This is a genomic window from Streptomyces sp. NPDC104367 (assembly GCF_055583825.1).
In genome coordinates this window covers 16,365-40,168 of the sequence record NZ_JBVJND010000023.1, presented here as the reverse complement: position 1 = coordinate 40,168, position 23,804 = coordinate 16,365, and the positions used below count along the sequence as shown (strand labels likewise).

The window sequence follows — 23,804 nt, the reverse complement described above, 5'->3', positions numbered from 1 at the left end:
CGCGCCTGCGGGTCGCCCGTCGCGTCCGGGCGGGTCAGTCGTGCAGCACCCCGTCGCCGCCCGTCTGCGCCTGGGCCGGGACCGGTACCGCCGCCGCGCTGCCGCCGTCCGTGTTGACCGTCTCGATGATCGCCAGGCGCTCCGGGGTGTCCTCGGGCTTCAGGAAGCCGATGAGGACGTAGAGGACCAGGGAGACCGCGAGGGGCACCGAGACCTGGTACTGGAGCGGGACCCCGCCCTCGACGTTCCAGTTGATCGGGTAGTTCACCAGCCAGAAGGCCAGCAGGCCCATCGCCCAGCTGGTGAGCGCGGCGGTCGGACCGGAGCGGCGGAACGGGCGCAGCAGGCCCAGCATCATCGGGATCGCGATCGGGCCCATCAGACCGGCCACCCACTTGATGACGACGGTGATGATGTCCTTGAAGGTGGGGGAGTTGACCTGGGTGGCGACCGCCATGGACAGGCCCAGGAAGACGACCGTGGTGACGCGGGCCGCGATCAGCCCCGAGCGCTCGTTCCAGGCCCGCGCCCGCCGGGACACGACCGGGGCCACGTCACGGGTGAAGACGGCGGCGATCGCGTTGGCGTCGGAGGAGCACATCGCCATCGTGTGGGAGAAGAAGCCGACGATGACCAGGCCCAGCAGGCCGTGCGGGATGAGCTGTTCGGTCATCAGGCCGTAGGAGTCGGAGCCGTCCGGCTTCTGGGCGTGGACCAGGAGCGGGGACATCCACATGGGGAAGAACAGGACCACCGGCCAGATCAGCCAGAGCGCCGCGGAGAGCCGGGCGCCGCGCTCGGCCTCCTTCGGGCTGTTCGTCGCCATGTAGCGCTGGGCCTGGTTGAGCATGCCGCCGTTGTACTCGAAGAGCTTGATGAACAGGAACGCCAGCAGGAAGACCGTGCCGTAGGGGCCGACCAGCGGCTTGCCGTGGCCGTGCAGGGCGGGCTCGTTCCAGGCGTCGAAGAAGCCGATGCCCTTGTCGTTCAGTTTCAGGACGACGGCCACGAACATGGAGATGCCGGCGAGCAACTGGATGACGAACTGGCCGAGTTCGGTCAGCGCGTCCGCCCACAGGCCGCCGATCGTGCAGTAGACCGCCGTGATCGCGCCGGTGATGAGGATGCCCTGGCTGAGGGAGACGCCCGTGAAGACCGACAGCAGGGTGGCGATCGCCGCCCACTTCGCGCCCACGTCCACGATCTTCAGCAGCATGCCGGACCAGGCCAGCGCCTGCTGGGTGGGGAGGTTGTACCGGTTCTTCAGGTACTCCAGCGGGGACGCCACGTTAAGGCGGGAGCGGAGCCGGTTGACGCGCGGTGCGAAGAGCTTGGAGCCGATCGCGACACCGAGCGCGATCGGGAAGGACCAGGTGGCGAACGACGTCACGCCGTAGGTGTAGGCGATGCCCGCGTACCCGGTGAACATCACCGCGCTGTAGCCCGACATGTGGTGCGAGATGCCGGACAGCCACCAGGGCATCCGGCCGCCGGCCGTGAAGAAGTCGCCCACGTTGTCCACGCGTTTGTGCGACCACACGCCGATCGCGACCATCACGCCGAAATAGCCGATGAGCACGGTCCAGTCGAGCCCGTTCATGCGCCACCCCTTCCAGGGTCCGCCTTGTGAACTCCGCTCAGCTGGATGGCACTTCGCATAAGCGGAGCCTGGACGGGGAAGGCCGCGAAGTGCCCGCTCATCGTGGGTTCGTTTACGCGGGCACGACAAGCGGGCGTAGGGTCAAGGGGCGGTAAAATCGTTCGCCTTGCTGACCTTGATTCATGTGTATGAACGAATTCCGAGTGGCCCGGATGGCCGGAACCGATCCCTCAGCGCATCAGCTCCCCGGCGTTCACCAGCAGCGACTGCCCGGTGATGGCCCGCGCCCGGTCCGACGCCAGGAACACCGCCGCGTCCGCGACGTCCCCGTCCGTCGCCAGGTCCGGCAGCGCCATCCGCTCGGTCAGCCGCCCCAGCACCTCGTCCTCCGGCACGCCTTCGGTGTGCGCCGTGAACTGTACGTACGCCTGCACCGGCGGCCCCCACATCCAGCCCGGCAGTACGGTGTTGACCCTGATCCGGTGCGGCCCCAGCTCCCGCGCCAGCGAGTACATCGTGCTGGTCAGCGCGCCCTTGGAGGCGGCGTACGCGGCCTGCCTCACCTGCGAGGGCGCGGCGACGGCGGACTGCGTGCCGACGAAGACCACCGCACCGCCCCCCGCCGCCTTCAGCTCCGGCAGGCAGGCCCGGGTCATCCGCAGCGTCCCCAGCAGGTTGACGTCGATCACCGCGGCCCAGGTCGCGAAGTCCGCGTCCTCGACCCCGCCGAAGTAGGAGTCCCAGGCGGCCACGTGCACCACCGCGTCGATCCCGCCGAACCGCTCCCGCGCCAGCGCCGCCAGCGCCTCGCACTGTCCCTCGTCGGTGATGTCGGTGGCGCGGTACGCGGTCCGGCCGCCCTCCGGATCGATCCCGGCCGCGCTCTTGGCGAGGTTCGCCCCGGTCCGCGCGCCCAGCACGGCGTTCCCGCCGTCCCGCACGACCGCCGCCGCGACCTGATGGCCGAGCCCGGCGCCCACTCCCGACACGACGACCGTCTTGCCCGCGAGCAGTGACATCGATGACCTCCCGGCTCTGGCGCTTTATCTGACGGAGCGTCAGAGTATGGGCGAGTGCAGACGGACGGAAGGGAAGGCGCATGAGCGAGGACACGCGCAGCGATGTGTACGCCGAGCTGGCCGCGGTCGGCCCGTACGGCGTCCGGCCCGGCCATGCCCTCATCACCATGGTCGAGCCGCACCCCGGCCACGAGTACGCGTACAACCGCTGGTACGAGGACGACCACTACTACGCGGGCGCCATGGCCATGCCCTGGATGTACGCCGGCCGCCGCTGGGTGGCCACCCGGGACCTCCAGCTCCTGCGCTACCCGGAGAAGTCGGCCGTCGCCCAGCCGGCCACCGCCGGCTGCTACCTCTCCGTCTACTGGGTCACCGACGGCCGCTACGCCGACCACATGAAGTGGACGGTCGGCATCAACAAGCGGCTGAACCGGGACGCGCGCGTCTACCAGGACCGCACCCACGTCTTCACGGCCTTCCAGGACCACGAGGCGACCGTCTACCGCGACGGCGCGGCCGGCCCCCGCGACTTCCACGCCCTGGACCACCCCTACGCGGGCCTGGTCGTCGAGGTCGTCGACAGCGAGTCGCCCGAGCAGCGGGCCGAACTCCTGGAATGGCTCCGCTCCCGCCACCTCCCCAGGCGCCTCGCCGGCTCCCCCTCCGCCATGGTGACCGTCTTCCGGCCCACCCCCCTCCCCGGCGACCGCATGACCTATGTCAAGCAGGTGGAAGGCGTCGACACCCGCCTCACCCTGCTCTGGTTCCTGGAGGCCGACCCGAGGGACTGCTGGCCCGCCCGCTTCACGGGTCTGGACGAGGACGTCGCGGCCTCGGGCCTGGGCCGAGTGGAACTGGTGGCACCCTTCATACCGACGGTCCCGGGAACGAACCGCTACGCGGACGAACTCCGCTGAACCCTCCGGCGGGGGCGGCTGCCGGGGACCCCGCACCGTGACGAACAGCCCTCGGGCGAGGACGAGACCTCGCCCGAGGGCTGTTCCGCGACCACGGGACAGCTCCGGCGAATCCGTACCGCCGCCACGCCGAAGCCGTAGGTCACCGCGCCGCCGGGCCGAACGGATCTGGTGACGAAAGCGTACAGAAATGGCGACTCCCGAGACGCCCCTTCCCTCATCCTTGGGGGCACTCGCGATCTCCAAACGGGCGTGAGGGCAAGCGAGTTCGGAACAGAGCCAAGGAGGCCGGCCATGAGTTCCGGTGCCGTGATCGGGCTGGCGCACGTGCTGGGCGTCATCGTGTCCGTATGGGTTCTGACCCACCGGACCGGCTATTCGGGATGGCACGGGCTGCCCGTGCGGATCCTCCTGATCAGCCCCGAGTGGTTCGCCGTCACCCTGGTGAAGTCGTTCATATGGGAAGCCGTGCTGGTGTACTGGCTCGCCACCGGCCGGCCGGCCTCCCGCTGGGGCGTCCCGCGCGACAGCCGCAGCGGCCGGATCGTCCGGGGCCAAGGGGAGAAGGACGAGGAGCCGTCGGCACGGTCGTAGCCGGGCAGAAGGCGTGCGCCCCCCACGAACCACAGACCGCACCACCGATGAGAGGCACCGGCACCGATGGGACTGTTCGACCGGCGCAAGGCGCCGCCACCCACGCGCCACGGATACCGGCCGCCCCAGGGCGCCGTGGGCCTCCGGTGGATCTGCCCCTCCGAGGAGTGCGGGCGCGGCGGTCCCGACCATCCCTCGGACCGCTGGCCCCGTACCTGCCCCGGCTGCGGCACCGCCGTGGTCACGTTCTCGCTGGCCGAGCCCTGGCAGCACGAGGCGAAGCGGGTGGAGCTCGACGCCCGGCTGAACGGCTCGCCGGAGTACGGCGACCCGGACCGGGCCCGCGCCGAGGACCTGCTGTGGTCCGCCGCCGACGCCTTGCGAACGGGGCGCCCGGACCGGGTACCGGAGATCGCGGCCCAGCTCGCCGGCCTGCTCGACGCCGGCCGTGCCGCGGGGCGCGCCCACGGGTACGACCAGCTCTTCCACCTCGTACGGCTCCTCGGCGCGGGCGGCGAGTGGGCGTGTGCCGCCGACGTCCTGCGCCGGTGGCGGCGCGCGGTCCGCCATGACGACCTGACGGACAACGACCAGCGCACCGAGGCCCGTATGTGCGCCTCGTCCCTGATCTTCTACCTCGAAGAGGCACCCGTGGCGTTCGCCGCGGACCGGCAGTCCGTCTGGGAGGCGTTGCGGGAACTCGTCCCGGTCATCGAGAGCGTCACCACCGCCGACATCGACCGCTCGTGGAAGCGCCTCCAGCACACGATGGCCGGCCGGCGCGACCCGGACGGGGCCGCCGCCGCGGCCCTGGAACGCCTCGCCGCCCAGGACCCGGCCCGGCCCGCCCGCGGGATGCCGCCGGAGACACCGCTGCGGATGGAGATCCTCGGACGCCACACCGCCAAAGGCCCCGACAGCACACTGGACGCGTCGCGCATCTGGAGCGTCTGTCTCCAGCCCTACCTGAACGTGACCCCCGAGGAGCTGGCCGCGGCCGTCCTCCCGGTGGGCGGCTGGACCGTGTACGGGGCGTCCCGCTGCCTGCGGGAGCTGGGCACGCACGACGAGAACGGGCCGGCGTACGGGGCCGTCTGGGATGCCGGTCTGGAGTTCTACCGGAGCACCGGCGTCCCGACGGCGCACCTGTCCTTCCACGACCTTGGGCGCTGGGAGCTGCGGCACGGGCCGGACAGCTGGTGAGGGTCAGCCGAGCGCGACCCGCGGGACAGCGCGTTCGAGCACGGTGCCCTGGAAGCCCTCCGCCCCGCGGAACGCCGGCGCGGCGACCGCCGTCCCGCGGCGCGGCCTGATCACTTCAGCTCGTCCGGGCACGGGGTACCGCGGGGCAGCTGGTAGGGGGCCGCGAGGCGGTAGGTGCCGGCCTTGGGGGCGAGGAGCATCGTCCACTTGTCGCCCTTCGCGTCCTCCGCGGTCTCCGCCAGGCAGCCGTTGACGTTCACGTAGCTCTTCGGCTCGCCGTCGGGGCGGTTCTTGGAGGCCTGGGTCTCCTGCGGCGCCTTGAGGCTCTTGCCCTCCGCGTCGACGATGCTCAGCCACGGCGAGTACGGGATCCGGATCAGGATCCGCCCGGCCTTGCGGACCTCGATGGTCAGCTCGCCCTGCTCGGCGCTGTCCACCACCGCGTTGGGCTCGGCGAGCGGCACCGCGTCGGTCACCTTGAACAGCTGCCAGTTCGCGTCGCCCCAGATCTGCTTCAGATACGGCATCCCGCGCTGGACCAGCGCCCGCTCCCGCTCGCCGCCGTCGCCGTCCGGTTCGTCCTTCGGCAGGACGACGAAGTGGACGGCCCAGCGCTGGAGCCACTCGTGGTAGTTCGCGGAGTTGAGGGTGTCGTCGTAGAAGAGCGGATTGCGCTCCATGTCCGCCTGGCGGTTCCAGCCGCGGGCCAGGTTGACGTACGGCGCGAGCGCCGACGCCTCCCGGTGCGAGCGGGCCGGGATCACCTCGACGCGGCCCTTCTCGGCGCCGACCTGCTGGAGCTGGTGGACCAGCGGGGCGAGCTCACGGGCCCAGGACGCGGCCGGGGTCGTGTGCAGGATGTCGTCGACCGACTTGAAGCCGATCCAGCCGACGAAGCCGAGGAAGGCGAGGATCGTGACGTAGTACTTGCGCGAGCGCGGGACCGTGTACGGGAGGGCGGCGATCAGGGTCGCGCCCGCGAAGAGCATCGGCAGCCGCGAGATGTTCGAGCCGATCTGCGAGCTGACCAGCCACACCAGCACGACCGCGAGGCTGTACACGGCCGCCGTCAGCCGGACCGTCTTCCACTTCTTCGGGACGAGGAAGAGGCAGAACAGGCCGTAGGAGAGCGGCATGACCACCGAGCCGAAGCCCATCGGCTGGGTGCCGGAGAACGGGAACAGCCAGGCGGAGACGGCGACCACGGCGGCGGGGGCGAGGCCCAGCGCCCAGGCGCCCGGGCGCCGCTTCTGGAGGAACAGCGCGACCGCGACCAGACCGACGAAGAGCCCGGCCACCGGCGACGACATGGTGGCGAGGGCCGCGAGCGGGGCCGCGACCAGCGCCTTCGCCCAGCGTTTGAAGCGCCAGCGGTGGGGCCAGCAGAACACCGCGCCGACCGAGGCCAGCGCGAACGCCGTGCCCAGCCCGAAGGTGACCCGCCCGGACAGCGCGTTGCATATGAGCGCGAACACCCCGGCGAGCGAGGCCCACAGGGGGTTGCGCACCATCCGGCTGCGGATGAGGACCAGCGTCAGCAGCCCGGCCGAGGCGGTGCCGGCGATCATCAGCGTCGTACGGACGCCGAGCACGGACATCAGATACGGCGACACCACGCTGTACGACACCGGGTGCATGCCGCCGTACCAGGCGAGGTTGTACGCGGAGTCGGGGTGGCGGCCGACGAACTCGGCCCAGGCGTCCTGCGCCGCGAGGTCGCCACCGCTGTTCGCGAACGTGAAGAACCAGATGATGTGCAGGACGCCGGCGAGGGCCGTGACCGACAGCACCGGGTGCCGCAGCATGCGCAGGCGCAGCGGCTCGGCGGCGCGCAGCAGCCGGGCCAGGCGGCCGTCACGTTCCGTGTCGGCGGGCGCGTCCGGCTCCGCCGTCTCCGCCGTGTCACCGTCCGCGCGCGCGTCCGGATCCGCCGGCGGCACGGCTATTCGCGGGCCCGCCACCGGGCCCGGGTCGGCGTCGTCGGCGCGTGTCGGCTCCGCTGTGGCCACCTGTCGGTACTCCCCGTGTCCCGTCTTCTGTTCTCGGCCGCGTTCCACGGTGTTACCGGCCGGTTCCCGTCCAGTTCGCGGCCGTGTCCCGACGGTCGGCGACCTGCCCCGATTCGTGACGCTAGCACGCACCCCGCCGCGGGGCCCCGGGGCGGGGCGCCAATCGGCGGGGTGCGTGACGTAATGCCTGCTATGGGTTTTGCGAGGCTCAGCCCAGACGGGTCAGCTTGCTCGCGAACCCGGGTTCGGTCAGATCCTTCTCCAGCGCGACCGGGACCTTGACGGCGGAACCGGAGCCGTCACCCACGGTGAGGGTGCCGACGTCGGTGCCCGCCTTCGCGGTGTGCGGTACGTCGTCGGCCGCGAAGGACAGCTTCACCTTCAGCCGCGACCAGCCGACGGCCGTGACGTCCTTCGTCGCGACGACCGGGGTGCGGCCGCCGAGGCCGTCGTCCACGTACCCGACGACATCGCCCTTCTTGAAGATCGTCGCCGACTTCAGCGCGCCCTGGGCGGCCCGGATCAGCTTGTCGCCGCCGGTGAGGGCGGCGCTCAGGATGGTGTTGTCGGTGCCGCCGGCGGGCTGCCGGATCACCGCGCCGATGATCGTGCGGGTCTCGCCGCCGACCGTCTTCTTCGCGGCGAACACCAGGTTGCCGAGGGCGGAGGTGGTGGTGCCGGTCTTGATGCCGACGACGTCGTTGTGGCCGACCAGCTGGTTCCAGTTGGAGTGGTTGACACCCTTGTAGTCGTCGTACGACATCATCGTGGCGACCTCGCGGAAGGCCGGCTCGCTCGACATCGCGGCCTTCGCCAGCTTCACCTGGTCCACGGCCGTGGAGACGGTGGAGTCGGTGAGGCCGGAGGGGTCGGTGTACGTCGTGTTCGTCATGCCGAGCTTCTTCGCGGTGGCGTTCATCTTCGCCACGAACGCCTTCTCGCTGCCCGCGTCCCAGCGGGCCAGCAGACGGGCCACGTTGTTGGCCGACGCGATCAGGATGCTCTCCAGCGCCTCGCGCTGGGTGACCGAGTCGCCGGCCGTCACGTCGACGGTCGACTCCTGGCCGGCGTTCGCCTGGTCCTCGGCGGCCTGGTCGATCTTTATCTTGGGGCCGGCGGCACCGCTCTTCAGGGGGTGGTCGCGCAGGATGATGTACGCGGTCATCACCTTGGCGACGCTGGCGATCGGCACGGGCTTCTGGGAGCCGGAGGAGCCGAACGAGCCGATGCCCTCGACGTCCAGCGCGGCCTGGCCGTCGGCCGGCCACGGGATGTCGACCTCGCTGCCGTCGAAGGTGTACGTGTCCTTCGCGGTCAGGTCGAGGGTGGGCTGGGGGAGCGGGCGCAGACTCTGTACGACCGCGAAGACGATCAGCAGGACGATGACCAGGGGCGTCCAGATCTTGACCCGGCGGAGGATCGTCCGGACCGACGTCTCCGGCGGCGGGGGCGTGTTCGTCAGCTCGGCGAGCAGGTCCAGCGGGGGCTTCGGGGGAAGCGGCTGCTGGGTGGTGCGCTCGGGGCCGACCTGGGGGAAGGCCGTGGTGCGCGTGGTCGAGGCGGGCTCGGTCCTCGGCTTCGGCGCCGGCTTCGCGTCCGGCTGCTGTATGTCCGACTTGAGCGCGACGAACTTGCTGGGCCGCTCGGGGGTCTTCGGCGGGGTCTTCGCCGGGGTCTTCGGCAGGCTGCCCAGCTTGAGCATGGTGGTGGGCTGGTCGACCTGGGGCTTCGGGCGGGGGGCCTTGAGGGTGGTCGTCGGCTGATCGACGCCCCCGGCCACCGCGCCCCCACCGGTGCCGCTGCCGCCGTCGGCCTCCGGCTTGTCGGCGGGCGCGGAGTCCCGGGGGCCGACGCCGGTCTTCGGCGCGGAGTCCCGGGGGCCGGTGTCGCTCTTGGGTACGTCGGCGGGGGCCGCGTCCTCGGGGGCCGCGTCCTCGGGCTGGGCCTTCTCGGCCGCGGCGGCCTCGGCGTCGGCCTTCGGTCTGGCGTCCTGGGGTTCGGCGGCGGCCTTCGGCCCGTCCCCGGGCTCCGAGTCCTCCGCCGCAGCCTCCGGCTCGGCGTCCTCGGGCTCCGCGCCGGGCCGCGAGACGTTCGCGGGGGTGGCGTCCTCGGGCTCCGAGTCCTCCCCCGAGGCCTCGGGCCTGGCGTCCTCGGGGGCCGCGTCCCCGGTCCCGGTCTCCGTCCCGGCGGTCTCGGCGCCGGCCTTCGGGGCGTCCTCGGTCCCCGCGGCCCCCGGCGTGGCGGCCTTCGGCTCGGCGTCCTGGGGTTCGGTGTCCGCCTTCGGCGCGTTCGCGGAGACGGTGTCCTCGCGCTGAGAGTCCTCGGCTTCGTCCTTCGACGCGTCGGCGGGAACGGCGTCCTCGACCTCGGCAGCTCCGGCCGCGGCCTCCGGCTCGGCGTTCCGGGGGTCGGCGCCGGTCTCGGGTGCGTCGGCGGGGGCCGCGTCCTCGGGCCGGGCCTTCTCGGCCGCGGGGGCCTCCGGCGTGGCGGCCTTCGGCTCGGCTGCCTGGGGTTCGGCGGCCTGGGGTTCGGTGGCAGCCTTCGGTCCGTTCCCGGGCTCCGAGGCCTCCGCCGAGTCCTCCGCCGCAGCCTTGCGCCCGGCGTCCGCGTCCTCGGCGGCAGCCTTGCGCCCGGCGTCCGTGCTCCCGGCGGTGGTCTTCGCGGTGGCCGGGGCCTCTCGCTCGGTGGCGGTTGTCGGCTCTGTGGCGGGCGCGGGGCGCTCGGAGGGCTCCTGGGGGGTCGTGGCGCTCTCGGGGGGCTCAGGGGCCCCCTCGGGCGTCCTGGCGGCCTCGGGAGCCTCGGGGGGGTCCGTCGGCGTTCCCGGTCGTACCCAAGCCGCCGCCGCCTCGCGGGGCTTGGGGCTGTCCTCGCCCGCCGCCGTCTCCTTCACCGAGAAGACCCGGGTCGCGGTGTCCACGCCGCCGCCGGTCTCCTTCCCGTCGGCCACCGCCAGCCGCGGGTCGCGTGCTTCGGGAACCGAACCCTCGCTCCCCGACGTCGGTTCTGCCGACGACTCGCGCTGCTTCGACCTGTCGGGGGACTCGCCCGCCACCGATGCCTCCTCCACGCTTCGCACGTTGCCGTGCGTTGTCCGAACCATGTACCAGTGTCCTGTGTGCGGGCTTAGCCCCTGCGGTAGACGAGAACGACATACCTCCCGGTTCCCTTACAAACCGGTCACGCACCCTCGACAGACCAATGTGAGAGGGGTCACCCTGTCATTCATCCACGCGGGGAGGCATGGATGGGCAGGAGCCGCAGAACAATTCCGGAGGAGCTTCTGCTGCTGGCACTGGACCCGGCCACGGGTACCACTGCGCAGCCGCAGTCGCTCGACCTCGGTCTGGCCGGAGCACAGCTAGTGGAGCTGGCGCTGGCCGGACGGATAGCCCCAGACGGGGATCGTATCGCCGTGGTGCAGCCACGGCCGACTGGAGATCCGACTTTGGACTGCGCGTTGGAGTTGCTGCGAAGGCGTGGCGCTCCCGTGCGGGCTGTGAACTGGATCGGCGGGCCCCGGCTGGGGCTGCGTCAGGTCTATCTCTCGCATCTCGAACGGTGCGGCATGGTCGCCGCCGTGGCGGGGCAGATGTGCGGGGTGTTGCCGACAACTCGTTACCAGGCGACGGACAACGCCATCACCCGGGAGATCCGTGCCCGGCTGGATTCGGCGATCCGCACCGGCGTACCGCCGGACCCGCGGACCGCCGCGCTCGCCGCCCTGGCCCACGCGGTCGGACTCGGCAAGCACCTGTACCCGGGGAACGAGGGACGCTCCTCTCGTTCCAGGCTGCGGGACTTGATCCGGCACGACCCCATGGGTGGGCTCGTCGCCCACGCCGTGATGGACGTGCAGAACGGCGCGGCCGCCCAGCCGCGCCGCAACCCGGCCCAGGCCCCCGCGGGCCGGCCGGCCGGACCAGGCGCCAGGCCCGGTGTGCCGGAACCCGCCCGTGGTGTTCCGATGCAGCCGCGGCGGGGTGCGATGGCTCGCGCCGCGGTGCACTGAGCCGCAGCCGCGGCGGCAACGCGCCAACTCTCAGACCCGGTTCGGGAGCCGCTGGTCCGAGCGGGGCGGTGAGGCGTACGCAGTACGCGCCTCGCCGCCCCGCTCGGCCGTCCCCGGCCCCGGAGTCCGGAGGATCCGGAACGTGCCCGAACTGACGCGTACGCGCCGCATATCCAGTGTTTCCCAGCGGTAGGAAGCACCTTGGTGGCAATCTGCTCAACAGCAGATACGCAAAGTGGTAGTTACAGGCAGGCAGCCGGAGGTGCACGTCCCGTGGCGTCCAATGTCAATCCCACCGTCAGGCGGCGCCGGCTGGGCCAGGAGCTGCGCAGGCTCCGGGAGCTCAAGGGCATGACGGCGGAGGAGGTTGCGGAGCGGTTGCTCGTTTCGCAGTCGAAGATCAGCCGTCTGGAGAACGGCCGCCGGAGCATCAGCCAGCGCGACGTCCGTGACCTGTGCGGGGTGTACGAGGTCGACGACCAGCGGGTCGTCGACTCCCTGATGGAGATGGCCCGGGATTCGCGCCAGCAAGGCTGGTGGCACGCGTTCGGGGACATCCCGTACAGCGTCTACATCGGCCTGGAGACGGACGCCGAGTCGCTGCGGGTGTACGAACCCCAGCTGGTGACCGGGCTGTTGCAGACCCGCGCCTACGCCGAGGCCCTGGTGCAGGGCGCGCTGCCGGAGACCTCCGCCGCCGACATCGACAAGCGGGTCCAGGTCCGGCTGCGGCGACAGGAACGTATCACCGCCGAGCACAACCCGCTCCGGCTCTGGGCGGTGCTCGACGAGGCCGCGCTGCGCCGGCTGGTCGGCAACAGACTGGTGATGCGCGAGCAGTTGGAGTACCTCCTGGAGATGTCCCAGCAGCCGCACATCACCGTGCAGGTGCTGCCCTTCGAGGTGGGCGCGCACCCCGGCCTCAACGGCCAGTACGCGATCCTGGAGTTCACCGACGCGGCCGACTCCAGCGTCGTCTACCTGGAGGGCGTCACCAGCGACCTGTACCTGGAGAAGGCCCACGACGTGCAGAAGTACGCCGTCATGTACGAGCACCTGCGCGCCCAGTCGCTGAACGTCGAGCAGTCCCGGCAGTTCATCGCCGACGCGGCCAAGGAGTATGCCCGCTGAGCCCGTTCCGGTGCTTTCCGGGCTGTGGGCGCCGGATACTACACGGATGCCACGCTCCAGTGGAAGTCTCACCTGGAATATGCCACCCGGTCGAGTGAACGAGTCCTCCGGGCGGGGGAGTTCGCTAGTAGCGTCGATCACGCCAACCCGTCAGAAGGTTGGCGCGAATCGCACCACAGCAAGCACCACAGCAACTCGCTACAGGAGTGGACATGGCACTGCTTCAGGGCGCCACGGAGACGTGGACGAAGTCCTCCTATTCCGCAGGGAACGGGGCGTGCGTCGAGGTGAAGTCGCCGACGACCGCGGGACTCGCCGTACGTGACTCCAAGGTCCAGGAAGGCCCGGTCCTCGCGTTCCCGGCCGGCGCGTGGAACACCTTCGTGGCCTCGGTCAAGGCGTAGGGGGCATTCGCTGACCCACCGTTCACGCTCCCGACGACGACAACTTCACAAGCACCATCAAGAGCCCTCTCGACCGGCCCGCCGTCCTTGCCGAGGGGGCTCGGCTTGTGCCCGCCGGCTACCGCGACGGCGCCGGGTCCTGCGCCCGGTTCCGCACCGGGAACGCCACATCGCACACCGGGTCCTGCGGGCCCGCCGTGTCCCAGTCCGCGAAGTAGGTCTCGCGGCAGGGCCCGTCGTGCGCCAGGTCGTCCCGGCCCGCGATCCAGTGCTCCACCGCCTCGAAGGCCGCCAGGATCTGCGGATGGGCCACCTGGGCCCTGCCGATGCGGGTGCGGGCCAGGACACGGGCCGGTTCGACACGCACCGCCGTCTCCCGGGGCCGCCCCTGCCGCCCGGCCCAGGCACGCGCCGCCGCCTCGTCGGCGACCGGGACACAGGCCTCGGCGGGCCCGTCGCTCTCCATGGACACCTCCGAGTGGTAGACGACGAACGGCGCCCCGCTCACGCCCCCGCACTCCCCGGCCGCCGCCTCCAGACGGCCCAGCGCGGCACCGATCCAGGCGGGCAGCTCGTCCGCCAGCGTGTGCCGGGTCTCGGTGATCACCACCTGCGCGGGGACCTCGACCGTCTCCACCACGAACGTCTCGTACATCTGTGAACTCCTCCCGGACAGCCGTCCACGGAGGTATGCGGCGAGCGTCCGCTGCCCGGCGAACCGCCGCTCGGCGTCCGCCCAGTACCCGGCGAGCAGCGCCTCCGCCCGCGCGCCGTCCGCCGCCTCGACCACCTCGGCGATCCGGGCCAGCGGCATGTCCAGCCGGCGCAGCAGCGCCACCAGCCGGGCCCGCTCCACCTGACCGGCGCGGTAGTAGCGGTAGCCGGTCGACGCGTCCACGTGCGCCGGGGCCAGCAGCCCCAGGCGGTCGTACCGGCGCAGGGCCTTCGCCGAGAGCCGGGACCGTGAGGCGAAGGCGCCGATCGTGAGCAGTTCCCCGTCGTCCACGGCCACATCCTCCGTCACCGGGCGGATCCGTTCCACCCGGTGACCGGGAGACTCGTCCCTGCCCCGGGGGCAAGGTCAAGGCGGTTCAGGCGAGGGCCGCCTCCACCGCCGCCACGACCTCCGCCGACTCCGGCTCGGTCTGCGGCGAGAACCGGGCGGCGATCCGTCCGTCCCGGCCGATCAGGAACTTCTCGAAGTTCCAGCGGATGTCACCGGCGTGCCCCTCGCCGTCGGCGAACCCGACGAGCCCGGCGTAGAGCGGGTGCCGGCCCTCGCCGTTCACCTCGACCTTCTCGGTCAGCGGGAAGGTCACGCCGTACGTCGCCGAGCAGAACTCGGCGATCTCCTCGGCGCTGCCGGGCTCCTGCCCGAGGAACTGGTTGCAGGGCACCCCGAGCACGGTGAAGCCCTGCTCCGCGTACCGCTCCTGGAGCCGCTCCAGGCCGGTGTACTGCGGGGTCAGGCCGCACTTGGAGGCCACGTTCACGATGAGGACGGCCTTGCCGGCGTAGCCGCCCAGGCCGGCGGAACCGCCCCGCAGCGCACCGATCTCGACGTCGAGGACGGAACCGTTGTTCTCAGGAGTCGTCATGAGCGGATGCTAACTCCGCCGGGCGGACGGCCGGCGCCCGGCCTCGGCCGGCGCCGACGAGCACGTCCCCGGCCGCCGTCCGTGAGTACAGCACCGACCGGCCGGCCCGCCGCCGCGCCACCAGCCCCGCGTCGAGCAGCACCTTCAGATGGCGCCCGACCGAGCCCAGCCCCTGCCCGGTGACCGCCGTCAACTGGGTCGTGGAAAGCGGCGAGTTCAGCAGGACGAGGACAGCGGCGCGGGCGGTGCCCAGCAGCGTGCCCAGCGCCGTCGGCACGGCCCTGCGGTCGGCGGCGGTCAGCACACCGTCGCAGGGGTAGACCACGGCGTACCGCTTCCGCTCCTCCCACGCCACCCACCCGGTCTGCGGGGTGACCGGCACGAAGACCAGCTCGGCGCCGGAGATCTCGCGCGGCGGGTACGCGTGCAGGTTCACCTGGAACCGGCTCTCGCCGAGCCAGCGCGTCCCCGGCCGCAGCGAGTCCAGGACGGCCGCCCAGCCTCCCTGGCTGACCTGCGCGGTCCGGGCGACGACATCGGCCTCCAGGACGCGCCGGCGCCGGTCCCAGGACGGCTCCACCGCCTCCGTCCAGACGTACTCCAGGAGCCGGGCCGCGCGCTCCGGCAGGTCGTCCCGGTCCAGCTCCGCGGGGAGCGGCCCGGCCAGGGAGACCCGCAGATGGGCGCGGGCCGCGTCGGGCGGGACGGCCCGGACCCGCCCGACGCCCTCCTCGAAGGTCTCGCCGTCCCGGGGCGCCGGGGTGAGGAAGTCGGCGATCCACCGCCGGCCCAGCCCGGCCCGCACCAGCCGCGCGGTCACCGGGTCGGCCCCTAGCAGGCTCCGGTAGCCGGACAGGTGCCCGTGCAGCCAGGCCCGCTCGCCCGGATGCCGGCCCGCACCCGCGTGCAGCAGCTTCAGGGCGGCGAAGGTCTCGGCGAGCGGGGAGAGCACGAAGCGGCTGCGGGCGAGCGTGTCCGCGTCCATCTGCCACCAGCCCACGGGAAGACCCCCGTCCTTCGTGGTCCCTCGCGCGAGGCCCCTGCCTTTCGCGCGTGCGCGAAACAGTAACCTCCGGGTGCCGTCCGCTCCGAGACTCCGTCCATGCGCAGCTACCGAGAGCTCTTGCGGACCCCCGAGTTCCCTCCGTTACTCCTGACCTTCGCCGCCGCCAGCGCGGCCCAGACGATCGGCGCCCTGGCGCTCGGCACGCTGGTCTACCGGCTCACCGGCTCGCCCCTGCTGTCCGCGGTGAGCATGTTCGGACCGCAGCTCGCCCAGGTGGTCGGGGCCACGCTGCTGCTCTCGGGCGCCGACCGGCTGCCCCCGCGCGCCACCCTCACCGGTATGAGCCTCGGCTTCGCGGCCGCCACGGCCGCCCTGGCACTGCCCGGCCTGCCGGTCACGGCCGTCTTCGCGGTGCTGGTCGCCCAGGGCCTGGTCGCCTCGCTGGGCGGCGGGGTGCGCGGCGGACTGCTGACCGAGATCCTCTCCAAGGACGGCTACGTACTGGGCCGTTCCGTGTTCAACATGGTCAACGGGCTGATGCAGGTGACCGGGTTCGCGCTCGGCGGCCTCCTCCTGGCGCTCCTGTCCCCGCGGTCCTGTCTGCTGCTGGCGGCCGCGCTCTACACCGCGTCGGCGCTCGGCACCCGCTTCGGCCTGACCGCCCGGCCGCCACGCGCCGCCGGCCGCCCGTCCGTCGCGGCGACCTGGCGCACCAACGCCCTGCTGTGGTCCTCCCGCCCGCGCCGCCTCACCTACCTGGGCCTGTGGGTCCCCAACGGGCTGGTCGTCGGCTGCGACTCCCTCTACGTCTCCTACGCCCCGCACGCCGCCGGCGCCCTGTTCGCCTGCGGGGCGCTGGGCATGTTCGCCGGCGACGTGGCCGTCGGCCGGTTCGTGCCGCCCGCGCTGCGCCCCCGGCTGGACGTCCCGCTGCGGCTGCTGCTGGCCGCGCCCTACCTGGTGTTCGCCCTGCACCCGCCGCTCGCGCTCGCCGCGGTCTGCGTCACCGTCGCCGCCGTCGGCTTCGCGGCCAGCCTGGTCCTCCAGGAGCGGCTGATGTCCCTCACCCCCGACGAACTCAGCGGCCACGCCCTCGGGTTGCACTCGGCCGGCATGCTGACCATGCAGGGCGTGGGCGCCGCGCTGGCGGGCTCGGTGGCACAACTCACCTCGCCCGCAAGCGCGATGACACTCGTCGCGGCCGCGTCGCTCGCCGTGACGCTGGCGCTCGCTACGGCCGCTCGGCGGGATCGGCCGGCTCCGCTGCCGGTTCCCTCGGGGCCGTGAGCCCCGCGGCCGGCCCGAACCTGTCGGCCACGGCGGCGATCTGCTCGATCCCGGCCCTGAGCCCCTCACCGAGCCCAGCGCCGAGGCCGTCCCCGGTGGCGTTCCCGTCGCCCCCGCCGGGGCCGTCCGCGCGGCCGTCCCGTCCGCTCTTCTCGATCTCGTTCTTCTCGACCTCCTGGTCGAGCCGCTTGGTCGCGCGCTCGAAGTAGCGCAGCAGCTCGACCGGGAAGGGCATCACCAGCGTGGAGTTCTTCTCGGCGGCGACCTCGACGACGGTCTGGAGCAGCCGCAGCTGCATCGCCTCGGGCGAGTCGGACATGATCCGGGAGGCGTTGGCGAGCTGCTGGGCGGCCTGGAACTCACCGTCCGCCGTGATGACCCGGGCCCGCCGCTCCCGCTCGGCCTCGGCCTGCCGGGACATCGACCGCTTCAGCGACTCCGGCAGCTGTACGTCCTTGATCTCGACGCGGTCGATGTGGATGCCCCACTCGGCGGCCGGGCTGTCGATCATCAGGGCGAGCCCCTCGTGCAGCCGCTCGCGGTCGGTCAGCAGGTCGTCCAGGTCGCTCTTGCCGATGATGGAACGCAGCGAGGACTGGGCGACCTGGCCGACGGCGAAGACGTAGTCCTGCACCTCGATCGCCGCGCGGATCGGGTCGACGACCCGGAAGTAGACGACGGCGTCCACCTTCACCGACACGTTGTCCTTGGTGATCCCCTCCTGCGTGGGCACCGGCATCGTGACCACCTGCACGTTCACCTTGCGCATCCGGTCGGAGAAGGGGACGAGGAAGGTGATCCCCGGCTGCCGGTGCTCCGGCAGCGCCTTGCCCCACCGGAACACCACCCCGCGCTCCACCTGGTTGACCACCCGCATCCCGCTGCGCAGCACCAGCAGGGCCAGTACGACCGCCAGTACGACCCCTACGACGGCGCCGTCCATGAGCACACACTCCGTTCTCGACGTGATCCGGACAAGAATCCGGACCAATGAGGAGGACACCGGCCGACGCCGCCCGGATGCGGGACCGGCGTCAGGAGTGCGTAAAGAAAGCCGGGGCGCCGCGTATGGGGAATCATGGCGGTGAGGTGACGTCGGCGGGGGAGGCACGGGTGACTTCAGCGAGCGGGCCGGTCTTCATCGACCATGCCCGGCCGGACCGGATCTGGGCGGAGTGGGCCGCCCGGCACCTGCGGGAGGCCGGTTACGAGGTGGTGGCGGACGCGGCGCCGGACAGCGCCGCCGTGGTGCTGGTGCTGCTCTCCCCGCACCGCTACGGCCCCGCGCACGGGGCGGGGGCGGAGCCCACGGCGGAGGAGCCGGCGAGGAAGGAGCCGACCGGGGCGGAGCGGACGGCGGACCGGTCCCTGCCCGGCGGTCTCGTCCCGCTGGTGGTCGAACCCCTCGACCCCGCCCGGCTCCCCGCCGCCCTCGCCCTCCCGGCCCGGCGGGAGGTGTACGGCCTGGCCGAGCAGGAGGCCCGTACCGTCCTGCTGGAGGCGGTCGCCCGCGCCGCCGCCGGACCCCCGGTGCCGCGCGGACTCCCGGTCCCGCCCGCCGGCGGTGCCCATGGCCACCCGGTCCCGCAGCCGGCCGTCCGCCCCGGCGAGCCGCCCCTCTTCCCCACCTCCGCGGAGAAGGCACGGGCGAGGGACCTCGCCAAGGCACCCCGACGGCTGGACACCCCCTAGGACGGCCCGTCCTCAGGAGCCGGGCGTCGGAGAACCGGAGTCGTGGGACGTCCTGGGCGGGGCGGCGGCCAGTCCGAACTGGGCGGCCTCCAGGGTCCCCGTGCCGGTCCCGGAGGCGCGGTGGCCGGCGATGTCGAGGTCCAGGTCGTTCTCCGTGGCGTACCGGGTGTACCAGATCTCGTCGATGCCGAGCTGCTCCAGCGCGGTCCGCTGGGCCTCGCTGGGCTCGGTCAGGTACTGCCGGGAGACGATCCTCCGGTCGGTGTCGGTGAAGGTGAAGTCGCCCCGGTCGGCGCCGTCGCGGTAGGCCCAGTGGACCTTGCCGTAGTAGTCCCGCGGATAGGCCGGGTCGTCGTAGGGCACCGGGTCGGACTCCGTGGCCGTCACCTTCTCGGTGCCGTACGCGCCGGCCAGGCGCCTGCCGCTCCCGGTGTCGTCGACGAGGAAGACGGGGACGACCGCGGAGCCGTACTCCTCGCGCAGGTGCAGGTCGGCGCCGATCACCGAGTACGCGCCGACGTTGCCGCGGCCCCAGCGCCAGTGCTCGACGCCGTACGGGAAGGGCCGGTTGCCCCAGTTGCGGTCGTGGTAGCCGTGGCCGGAGAAGGACCGCTGCTCTCCGTCGACGGTGACCGTGCCGGTGGCGGTGCCGGACGGCACCACGCACAGCCAGCCGAAGTGGTGGTCGGTGTCGCCGAAGTAGATGAGGCCGGTGCCCGGCCGGAACGGCTGCACCAGACTCGTCAGCGTCAGGTCCACACCGACGTCGCCCGAACGCCCCTTCATCCGGTACGTCTTCAGGTCGCCGCTGAAGGTGAAGGGGCCGAGCCGTACGTCGCAGCGGTCCACGGCGGCGGCGAACTCGCTCCACTCGTGGCTCTGCGTCCCGCCGTGGCTGGTGCCGTCGGGGTCGGTGACGATGACGGCCGACTTGGGTCTGCGCCCGGCCTCGCCCGGTTCCGGGACGAAGCCGTCGTCGTGCCGGGTGCTCAGGGTGAAGGAGACGACCGTGCCGTCGTCACCGGTGAAGTCGGAGTACCACCACTCGAAGACGTCCGGGTCGTCGTTGCCGGCGGCGGTGCGGAAGCCGTCCTCCCACTGCTGGACCCTGCCCGGGGTGAGACCGGCCCGCGCGTAGTCGGCGTCGGTGTGCCCGTAGCCGTTGGCGGTGAGGCCACCGCCGCCCGCCGGGGCGCTCGCGCCGGGGGTGGCCGCCCCCGGACTGGCCGCCGCGGCCCGGGTCTCCTTCGCCCCGGCACACGCCGAGAGCGCGAGTCCCGGTACGGCGGTGACCAGCCCGGCCGCGGCGGACCGGCGCAGGAACGCGCGCCGTGAGGGGGCTTCTCGCATGAGCGCTGCCTTCCGTCCGTACCTGCACTCCCAGTGCACCGCGCACGCCCGCCCCGGGCATCCGCAAGGGGCCGGACGGGTGCCGGAGTTTCCCCGCGACCCCGAAAACCGCGTCGAATCTGTAGCGATCATGACAAATTCGGGTAGTCATGCCGACATGCGCTCACGCCGATTACGCCGATCACGTTCGGGAATCAAACGCTTCGCGCTCCTCGCCGCGGCGGTGCTGGTCCTGGCGGGCTGCGACGGCGGCGGCACCTCGCGCTCCGGGACCGGCCGGCAGGAGCTGACCGTGGCCGCGCTGCCGCTCGCCGACTCCGCCGCCCTCTATCTGGCCCGGGACCGCGGCCTGTTCGCCAAGGAGGGCCTGGAGGTGCGCATCCAGCCCGTGCAGCAGAGCATCCAGGCGCTGCCCGCACTGCTCAAGGGCCAGGTCGACGTGATCGCGAGTGCGAACTACGTCACCTATTTCCAGGCGTACGAGAAGGGCACCCTGGACCTGCGCATCCTCGCCGAGGGCGTGCGGATCGCCCCGCACATGATGGACGTCCTCGTGCCCGGGGACTCCGCCCTCAGGTCGCCCGCGGACCTCGCCGGCAAGAAGGTCGCCGTCGCCGTCCTGAACAACATCCAGTCCCTGACCCTGAACGCGATCCTCGACGCCCTGCACGCCGGGCGCCCCGAGTACCGGCAGATCCTGTTCCCGCAGATGGGCGCCGCCCTGGAGCGCGGCCAGGTGGACGCCGTACACGCCGTCGAACCCTTCGACACGGCCATCCAGGGCGAACTGGGCGCCCGGGTGCTGCTCGACGGCGACTCGGGACCGGCGAAGGGCCTGCCCGCCAGCGGGTACGTCACCACGGCCGCGTTCGTGAAGAAGCACCCGAAGGCGGCCGAGGGCTTCCGGCGTGCCGTCGAGGCGGCGTCCGAACTGGCCTCCGGCGACCCCGCGGTCGTACGCGCCGAACTGCCCGAGTACACCAAGGTGACCGCGGACCAGGCCAGGTCGATCCACCTCCCGGCCTATCCGTCGACCGCCGATCCCGCCGCCCTGCGCCGGCTGATCCGGCTCATGCGCGGCCAGGGACTGCTGACGAAGGACATCGACCCGGCACCCCTGCTGGTGAGATGAGACCGCGCGACATGACCCGACGCCAGGAACTCCTGCTCGGCCTGCTCGGCGCGGCGGCGGCCTTCGGGATCTGCGAGGCGGTGGCCCGGGCCGGGATCGTCCGGCACAGCTATCTGCCGCCCGCGTCCGAAGTCCTGCTGCGCGCCGTGCGGTTGGCGGGCGACCCGGTCTTCCTCGACGACGTGGCGGTGACCCTGCGGGCCTGGGCGCTCGGCCTCGCGCTCGCCTGCGCGCTCGCCGTGCCGCTGGGGCTGCTGCTGGGTGCGGTGCCGGTCGTGGAGGCCGCCGCCCGGGCCGTCGTCGAGTTCCTGCGGCCCATGCCGTCCGTCGCGCTGATCCCCCTGGTCTCGCTGCTGCTCGGGTCGGGGGTCCGGACGGAGGTGACGCTGATCGCGTACGCCTCGCTGTGGCCGGTGCTGTTCAACACCGTCTACGGCCTCGGCGATACCGACCCGCTGGCCGGGGACACCCTGCGCGCGTTCGGGTTCGGCCGGCTCGCGGTGCTGCTGCGGGCGGAACTGCCGGCCACCGCCCCGTTCATCGCCGCAGGCGTACGGATCTCGGCCGCGGTCGCCCTCGTCCTCGCCGTCGCGACGGAGATCCTCTCCGGTTTCGGCCAGGGCCTCGGCATCTTCATCGCCCAGGCCCAGAGCGCGACCGACGGCACCCGCGACGTACTGGCCGGAGTGGTCTGGGCGGGCGGCCTCGGACTGGTGATCAACAGCGCGCTGGTCGCCCTGGAACACCGGCTGTTCGCCTGGAACCACGAACCCGCACGGGCGGGGACGGGGGCGGGGGCAGGGCCGGGGGCGACGGCGCGGGCGAAGCCGTGGCGGAGCCGACCATGACCCGGACCCCGGACGACTCCCCCCACGACGCCTCCCACGACGCCTCCCACGACTCCCCCCACGGCCCTGGTCACGGCTCCCCCCACGGTCCTCGCCACGATTTCCATCACGGCCCTGGTCACGGCTCCCACCACGGCCCTAGCGACGACTTCCATCACGGTCCTCGCCACGGCTCCCACCACGGCCTTCGCCACCGTCTTCGCCACCGCCACCGCCTTCGCCCCGGGGCGGCCCCCGTCCCGCTCCGGGGCGCCGCCGTGCCCGTGGTGCTGCGTTGGGCGGTGTTCCTCGGTGCGGTGCTCTGCTGGGAACTGGGCGCCCGGGCCCGGCACAGTGTGTACTTCCCGCCGCCGCTGCGGATCGCCCGGCACGCCCGCGACCTGTGGTTCTCCGGCCCCGCCGGCCACCTGTTCCTCACCCCGGACGCCGTCGCCACCATCCTGCCGAGCCTGGGCCGGATGGCGGCCGGGTTCGCGCTCGCCGCCGTCACCGGGATCGCCCTGGGGATCGCGGTGGGCCGCTCACCCCGGGCGTACGCGCTGTGCAACCCGGTGCTCCAGTTCGCGCGGGCCGTACCGCCGCCCGCGCTGGTGCCGGTCCTCGTCGTCGTCCTCGACGTCGGCACGCCCATGCAGGTCGCCTCGATCGCGCTCGGCGCCGTGTGGCCGGTGCTGGTCAACTCGGCCGAGGGCGCCCGGTCCACCGACCCGCTGCGGCTCCAGGTGGCGGCCGTGCTGCGGCTGACCGCACCCGAACGGCTGTGGTTCCTCGTCCTGCCCTCGGCGCTGCCCCGCGTCTTCGCCGGGCTCCGGCTCAGCCTGTCGCTGTGCCTGATCCTGATGGTGTTCTCGGAGCTGCTGCCGGGCGGCGCCGACGGCATCGGGTTCACGCTCACCGACGCCCAGACCCGCTCCGACCTGCTCACGGTGTGGTCGGCGCTGCTGCTGCTGGGCGCCCTCGGGTATCTCCTCAACACCGGACTGCTGGCCGTCGAGAGACGTCTGCTCCGAGGGAGGACGGCATGACCACGGTCATCGGCAACCCCGGCTCCACGGAACCGCGGATGTTCCGCGACCGGCCCGACGACTTCACCCGCGTGCTCGGGAAGGCCGACCGCTGCGGGCACCGGGCCGGGTGACGGATGCTGCGCCTCGACTCCGTCAGCCGCCACTTCGGCGACCAGCACGTCCTGGACGACATCAGCCTCACCGTGCCCGACGGCCAACTGCTCAGCGTGGTCGGGCCCTCCGGCTGCGGCAAGTCCACGCTGCTGCGCACCATCGCCGGGCTGCTGCCCGCGCAGGAGGGCACGGTCACGGTCGACGGGACGCCCGTGCGGGGTGTGCCGGAGCGGCTCGCGGTGGTCTTCCAGGAGTACGGCCGCTCGCTGCTGCCCTGGCTCACCGTCCGCGACAACGTGGCGCTCCCGCTGCGCCGCCGGGGCCTCGCCCGCGCCGCCCGCCGGGCCGAGGCCGAGACCATCCTCGAACGCGTCGGACTGCACGGTGTCGCCCGGCGCCGCCCCCGGGAGCTGTCCGGCGGGATGCAGCAGCGCGTCGCCATCGCCCGCGCCCTGGTCTGCCGGCCCTCGCTGCTGCTCATGGACGAGCCCTTCGGCTCGCTGGACGCGGGCACCCGCGAGGACCTGGAGGACCTGCTGCTCCAGGTGCACCGCGCCGACGACACGACCATCGTCTTCGTCACCCACGACATCGACGAGAGCGTCTACGTCGGTGACCGCGTCGTCGTCCTCTCCCCGGGCCCCGGCTCCCGCATCACCCACGACCTCCCGGTCGCCCTCCCGCGCGACCGCGACCAGATCACCACCCGCAGCTCACCCGCCTTCGTCGCGCTGCGCACGCGGGTGGGCCGGGCGGTACGGGCCGGGCCCCGGGGCGAACCGGAATGACCGCCGGCCGCCACCTCTCGCACGCCGGGGATCGGAACCGGATCGGAAGCGGTCGGTGGGTGTCCGCGGAAGCGGACGCGATGGTCCCGTGGG

At 72.6% G+C, this 23,804-nt stretch carries 21 protein-coding genes; 12 read left to right on the top strand and 9 right to left on the bottom strand.

Annotated elements, in window-relative coordinates:
- Positions 1 to 34: 34 nt before the first annotated feature.
- Positions 35 to 1,600 (bottom strand): sodium:solute symporter family protein, encoded by a 1,566-nt coding sequence (locus tag ACZ619_RS30130; RefSeq protein WP_469605438.1) that lies wholly within the window; start codon positions 1,598 to 1,600, stop codon positions 35 to 37.
- Positions 1,601 to 1,830: 230 nt separating this feature from the next.
- Complete coding sequence (locus ACZ619_RS30125; RefSeq protein ID WP_469605436.1) at positions 1,831 to 2,619, bottom strand: SDR family oxidoreductase; 789 nt, start codon at positions 2,617 to 2,619, stop codon at positions 1,831 to 1,833.
- Positions 2,620 to 2,699: 80 nt separating this feature from the next.
- Here ACZ619_RS30125 and ACZ619_RS30120 point away from each other — a divergent pair, with 80 nt between their 5' ends.
- From ACZ619_RS30120 to ACZ619_RS30110, 3 genes are all read left to right on the top strand, one after another.
- Positions 2,700 to 3,539: a hypothetical protein gene (locus ACZ619_RS30120; RefSeq protein ID WP_469605434.1), complete on the top strand. Its 840-nt coding sequence runs from the start codon at positions 2,700 to 2,702 to the stop codon at positions 3,537 to 3,539.
- Between the two features lie 294 nt (positions 3,540 to 3,833).
- Positions 3,834 to 4,133: a hypothetical protein gene (locus ACZ619_RS30115; RefSeq protein WP_469605432.1), complete on the top strand. Its 300-nt coding sequence runs from the start codon at positions 3,834 to 3,836 to the stop codon at positions 4,131 to 4,133.
- A gap of 66 nt (positions 4,134 to 4,199) precedes the next feature.
- Positions 4,200 to 5,336 (top strand): hypothetical protein, encoded by a 1,137-nt coding sequence (locus ACZ619_RS30110; protein WP_469605429.1) that lies wholly within the window; start codon positions 4,200 to 4,202, stop codon positions 5,334 to 5,336.
- 110 nt (positions 5,337 to 5,446) lie between these two features.
- Here ACZ619_RS30110 and ACZ619_RS30105 read toward each other — a convergent pair whose 3' ends face one another.
- Positions 5,447 to 7,345: an MFS transporter gene (locus tag ACZ619_RS30105; RefSeq protein WP_469605427.1), complete on the bottom strand. Its 1,899-nt coding sequence runs from the start codon at positions 7,343 to 7,345 to the stop codon at positions 5,447 to 5,449.
- Positions 7,346 to 7,553: 208 nt separating this feature from the next.
- Positions 7,554 to 10,412, bottom strand: coding sequence for a serine hydrolase (locus tag ACZ619_RS30100; protein ID WP_469605425.1), 2,859 nt, complete (start codon positions 10,410 to 10,412; stop codon positions 7,554 to 7,556).
- 177 nt (positions 10,413 to 10,589) lie between these two features.
- On the opposite strand from ACZ619_RS30100, the gene ACZ619_RS30095 reads away from it, so the two are divergent.
- From ACZ619_RS30095 to ACZ619_RS30085, 3 genes are all read left to right on the top strand, one after another.
- Positions 10,590 to 11,354 carry a GOLPH3/VPS74 family protein gene (locus tag ACZ619_RS30095; RefSeq protein ID WP_469605423.1) on the top strand — a complete coding sequence of 255 codons (765 nt, stop codon included), beginning with the start codon at positions 10,590 to 10,592 and terminating at the stop codon, positions 11,352 to 11,354.
- 273 nt (positions 11,355 to 11,627) lie between these two features.
- Positions 11,628 to 12,485 (top strand): helix-turn-helix domain-containing protein, encoded by an 858-nt coding sequence (locus ACZ619_RS30090; RefSeq protein ID WP_469605422.1) that lies wholly within the window; start codon positions 11,628 to 11,630, stop codon positions 12,483 to 12,485.
- 212 nt (positions 12,486 to 12,697) lie between these two features.
- Positions 12,698 to 12,889, top strand: coding sequence for a DUF397 domain-containing protein (locus tag ACZ619_RS30085; RefSeq protein WP_469605420.1), 192 nt, complete (start codon positions 12,698 to 12,700; stop codon positions 12,887 to 12,889).
- 118 nt (positions 12,890 to 13,007) lie between these two features.
- On the opposite strand, the gene ACZ619_RS30080 is transcribed toward ACZ619_RS30085, so the two are convergent.
- From ACZ619_RS30080 to ACZ619_RS30070, 3 genes are all read right to left on the bottom strand, one after another.
- The gene (locus ACZ619_RS30080) at positions 13,008 to 13,913 is read right to left on the bottom strand and encodes a MerR family transcriptional regulator (RefSeq protein WP_469605417.1); all 906 of its coding nucleotides are present in this window, start codon (positions 13,911 to 13,913) and stop codon (positions 13,008 to 13,010) included.
- 67 nt (positions 13,914 to 13,980) lie between these two features.
- A complete protein-coding gene (locus ACZ619_RS30075; RefSeq protein WP_469605415.1) occupies positions 13,981 to 14,487 on the bottom strand; it encodes a glutathione peroxidase in 507 nt (168 codons plus the stop codon).
- A complete protein-coding gene (locus tag ACZ619_RS30070) occupies positions 14,474 to 15,487 on the bottom strand; it encodes a helix-turn-helix domain-containing protein (protein WP_469605411.1) in 1,014 nt (337 codons plus the stop codon). The genes ACZ619_RS30075 and ACZ619_RS30070 overlap by 14 nt, the downstream gene beginning before the upstream one ends.
- Positions 15,488 to 15,589: 102 nt before the next feature.
- Between ACZ619_RS30070 and ACZ619_RS30065 the strand changes: the two genes are divergently transcribed.
- Positions 15,590 to 16,780, top strand: coding sequence for an MFS transporter (locus ACZ619_RS30065; protein ID WP_469605408.1), 1,191 nt, complete (start codon positions 15,590 to 15,592; stop codon positions 16,778 to 16,780).
- Here the strand turns inward: ACZ619_RS30065 and ACZ619_RS30060 are convergent.
- The gene (locus tag ACZ619_RS30060; protein ID WP_469605405.1) at positions 16,725 to 17,723 is read right to left on the bottom strand and encodes a slipin family protein; all 999 of its coding nucleotides are present in this window, start codon (positions 17,721 to 17,723) and stop codon (positions 16,725 to 16,727) included. The genes ACZ619_RS30065 and ACZ619_RS30060 overlap by 56 nt on opposite strands.
- Positions 17,724 to 17,893: 170 nt before the next feature.
- Here ACZ619_RS30060 and ACZ619_RS30055 point away from each other — a divergent pair, with 170 nt between their 5' ends.
- Positions 17,894 to 18,472 (top strand): toll/interleukin-1 receptor domain-containing protein, encoded by a 579-nt coding sequence (locus ACZ619_RS30055; protein ID WP_469605402.1) that lies wholly within the window; start codon positions 17,894 to 17,896, stop codon positions 18,470 to 18,472.
- Between the two features lie 12 nt (positions 18,473 to 18,484).
- Here the strand turns inward: ACZ619_RS30055 and ACZ619_RS30050 are convergent, their stop codons facing one another.
- Complete coding sequence (locus ACZ619_RS30050; protein WP_469605400.1) at positions 18,485 to 19,822, bottom strand: hypothetical protein; 1,338 nt, start codon at positions 19,820 to 19,822, stop codon at positions 18,485 to 18,487.
- A gap of 157 nt (positions 19,823 to 19,979) precedes the next feature.
- Here ACZ619_RS30050 and ACZ619_RS30045 point away from each other — a divergent pair, with 157 nt between their 5' ends.
- The 4 genes from ACZ619_RS30045 to ACZ619_RS30030 all read left to right on the top strand — a co-directional run bounded on the left by ACZ619_RS30045 (position 19,980) and on the right by ACZ619_RS30030 (position 23,711).
- Complete coding sequence (locus ACZ619_RS30045) at positions 19,980 to 20,954, top strand: ABC transporter substrate-binding protein (protein WP_469605397.1); 975 nt, start codon at positions 19,980 to 19,982, stop codon at positions 20,952 to 20,954.
- A gap of 11 nt (positions 20,955 to 20,965) precedes the next feature.
- Positions 20,966 to 21,802: an ABC transporter permease gene (locus tag ACZ619_RS30040; protein ID WP_469605395.1), complete on the top strand. Its 837-nt coding sequence runs from the start codon at positions 20,966 to 20,968 to the stop codon at positions 21,800 to 21,802.
- 257 nt (positions 21,803 to 22,059) lie between these two features.
- Positions 22,060 to 22,827: an ABC transporter permease gene (locus ACZ619_RS30035; RefSeq protein ID WP_469605394.1), complete on the top strand. Its 768-nt coding sequence runs from the start codon at positions 22,060 to 22,062 to the stop codon at positions 22,825 to 22,827.
- Between the two features lie 116 nt (positions 22,828 to 22,943).
- Positions 22,944 to 23,711 carry an ABC transporter ATP-binding protein gene (locus ACZ619_RS30030; RefSeq protein WP_469605391.1) on the top strand — a complete coding sequence of 256 codons (768 nt, stop codon included), beginning with the start codon at positions 22,944 to 22,946 and terminating at the stop codon, positions 23,709 to 23,711.
- Positions 23,712 to 23,804: the final 93 nt, after the last annotated feature.